General features: G+C 67.1%; 3 protein-coding genes. 1 reads left to right on the forward strand and 2 read right to left on the reverse strand.

The genetic code is table 11. The annotated features are described in order from the left end of the window. The first annotated feature begins 627 nt into the window (after positions 1 to 627). A complete protein-coding gene (locus tag ACWCP8_RS41100) occupies positions 628 to 1,533 on the forward strand; it encodes a hypothetical protein (protein WP_451121663.1) in 906 nt (301 codons plus the stop codon). Between the two features lie 35 nt (positions 1,534 to 1,568). On the opposite strand, the gene ACWCP8_RS41105 is transcribed toward ACWCP8_RS41100, so the two are convergent. Continuing rightward, on the reverse strand, positions 1,569 to 1,757 hold the full coding sequence (locus ACWCP8_RS41105; protein ID WP_451121665.1) for a hypothetical protein: 189 nt from the start codon (positions 1,755 to 1,757) through the stop codon (positions 1,569 to 1,571). A 376-nt stretch (positions 1,758 to 2,133) separates the two neighbouring features. Further along, positions 2,134 to 2,526: a hypothetical protein gene (locus ACWCP8_RS41110; RefSeq protein WP_451121666.1), complete on the reverse strand. Its 393-nt coding sequence runs from the start codon at positions 2,524 to 2,526 to the stop codon at positions 2,134 to 2,136. Between the last annotated feature and the right edge of the window lie 189 nt (positions 2,527 to 2,715).

Here is a 2,715-nt window from a genome sequence, read left to right on the forward strand (position 1 = left end):
GCAGAAGCCGTCCGTGACGGCAACCTGCCCGCTACACTCCCACCGCTCGACGTTTCCCCAGGTCAAGCCACAAAGTACTGCTGGAGTACTAGGAGCGAGGTGGGCCGAGTTGGGGTCTGACCTGCGGGATGCCGACTTCGGCCTCTGCTGGCTGTGACCTCCATCGGCAGCCGCACTTCCCCGTAGTTCCCCGCCCTGGTTCGTGCGTGGTGCAGGGTCGTGCGGCCCAGTACGAACGCTCGTGCAGCGCCGCACTGACCCGGCGGGGGTCAGGTGGCCTTGAGTGGGGTGCCGTCGTAGGTCCATCGGAAAGGGCGGGTTCGACCTGCAGCCCTGCCCCAACCTCAGCAGGAAACGGACACCAACCCCGCAAACCACCGTCTGGTGTCTTCCCCTTGTGCGAGCCTGGCCGCACCCGCGGCCCATGTCCCGGGCTGCTGGGTGCGGTAGGTTTGCGCCCGCACATCGAGCCCTTGTCTGAGGTCGCTCCAATGCAAGGCAGTGGAACGAGAGACGACAGGCGGCGAGATAATGAACGTCCAGACCAATTTGCACATACCGGATGTGGGGAGTGGTGCGACCGGAGGGCGGCGCCTCCTCTGGTCGAAGGGTGCGATTGGCGTTGCCGTGTTCATCGGGTACCTGGTGGCAAGCGTCCAGCCCAGGGCCCCGGTCTGGCGCTGGGCGGGTGACCACTGGCCAGGCAGCGGATACGCGTTCGCGATATGCGTGGGGATGGCGGTGCCGCTGAGCGGAGCCGGGGCGATCTTCGCGTACTCCCGGGGCGGCTGGTACCGGCTGCTCAGCGCGCTCGGCGGCGTCCTGGCCGTGCTCTCGTTCGTGCTGCTACTGCACACTCTGCCGAACAAGCGGGAGCGGCGCTGGGGCTGCAGGGACCGCTGCTGGCTGGTGTGGAACTACCCGGCGGCCTGGTTCTATGCCCTGCTGGGCGTGATCGCGGGCGGCGTCCTGGCGTACGTGCTGGTCAAAACGAGGTCCCGACGCCGGGCGGCACATGCCGCCGAGCCGGTCCGACAGGCCCCGCGGTCCCCGGAGGTCCCCCTGACCGCGGACCGGCTGGCAGCACAGTGGCCGATGCCCTCGGTCTTCAAGGTCATCGCCGCCGCTGCGGGCTTCACCTTCGGGATGATCGCCAGCACCGTCGCCGCCTATGCGGAGTCCCAGCGGCACGGCTACCAGGCCCTGGCATTCGCCCTGCCGATCTGGGCCGCCAGTATGGCGCTCATGCTCTGGTTCGGCCTCCGGGTCCGGGTCACCGGCGACACCTCTGGCCGGCACCGGCGGGTGGTCGGCGGGATCGGCCTGGCGCTGCTGGTCCTCGCCCTATCCCCCTTCGCCTTCATGGGCGGGAGGGACTCCGTGGAGGGCTGGTCCGCAATCTTCGCCCTGCTGTCAGGTGTCATGATCGGCAACATGTGGGCGTTCCTCCGGGTCCGCCGGTCACTGCGGGCGACAGAAGGCGTCGGCATCCTCACCGGGATCGACTCTGGCGGCTTCGCAAGGAAGCAGTAACCGACTGAGGCCCTGTGGTGGGTCTTGGGGTGCCGCTACTCGTCGACCTGATGGAGGAGCCTGGTGCGGATCTTCTCAGCCCCAGCGGCGGTGCCGGCCTGCTCGGTGAGGCGGATGTCCTTCTTCGTGAGCGGGTCACGCCCGGCGTAGACGCGTACCCGGAAGCCGTCCCCGTGAGGCCGGATGCCGCCGCGGTGACGTCGCTCGGTTGTCGTGTTCGCCATGACAACGGAACCTATTCGTGGCCACGGCAGGATTCGAACCTGCGACACCCGCTTTAGGAGTTCGGTCTACCCGCTGTCAGTCGGGCTCCACCCGCGCACACTCGGGCCGTTCGCGACCGCTGAACGCTGTGGCTGTCCATAGTCGTTGATGTCAACGCTGGATGTCAGCGGAAAAGCTCCGGCATTGGGCAGACCTCCAACGGCTCATCCGGTCGGCCGGCCCATTTCCACCACACATGGCGACTGGTGCACTTCCACAGCGCACGGCACGTCCGCTTGCCATCGTCTTCCCGCACACAGTGGGCTTGATCCGCTTTGGACCGAGATTCGAGATCGAGCGTGGCTACGCGGTGCCGGATTGCCGCGCGGAATGCCTCTAGGGCAATGACACGTCGTGGGGCAGGTGACAGACGTCGTCACGCAAGTGCATCCTGCGAACGTCCTGGACGAGACCGACGGGGAATGGGTACAACCTCCACTTGGCGTGATAGCCAGCCTCGCCGTGCTCCGCCAGCACGTTTTGGGCAGCTTCCAGAACGGCGTGGGCGAACAGTGGCCGCGGATGCACCGAGCTCCAGACCACCGTGCCGTCGGAGTCAGGCAGATCGGGGCTGACGGCAACGTCAGGGAACTCGTGAATGGTCACCTCGACCGACCCGTCGGTCGGGCGGAGTACCCATCGCAGCTCCTGCGGCTCGCCGTCAAAGAAGAACCGGGTTGTGCGTCGTTGCCCGTACAAATCTCCTGTGCCGGCCACAAGGTCGGCCAACGCGTCGGTGCAGTAGCTGGCGGTCAGCGACGTCTTTCGAGATCCATTGACCAGTAGGCATCTCGCCCAACCAATGCTCTCCAGCTCCCACCTAAGAGGCCGCACGGATAGGCGGGGCTCATGGGCGGCGCTTCGGGCGGTCGTCCCAGCGGTGGGTGGTCCAGGCCCGGCGGAGCAGGCTACGGACGG

Source organism: Streptomyces sp. NPDC002206 (assembly GCF_053593595.1).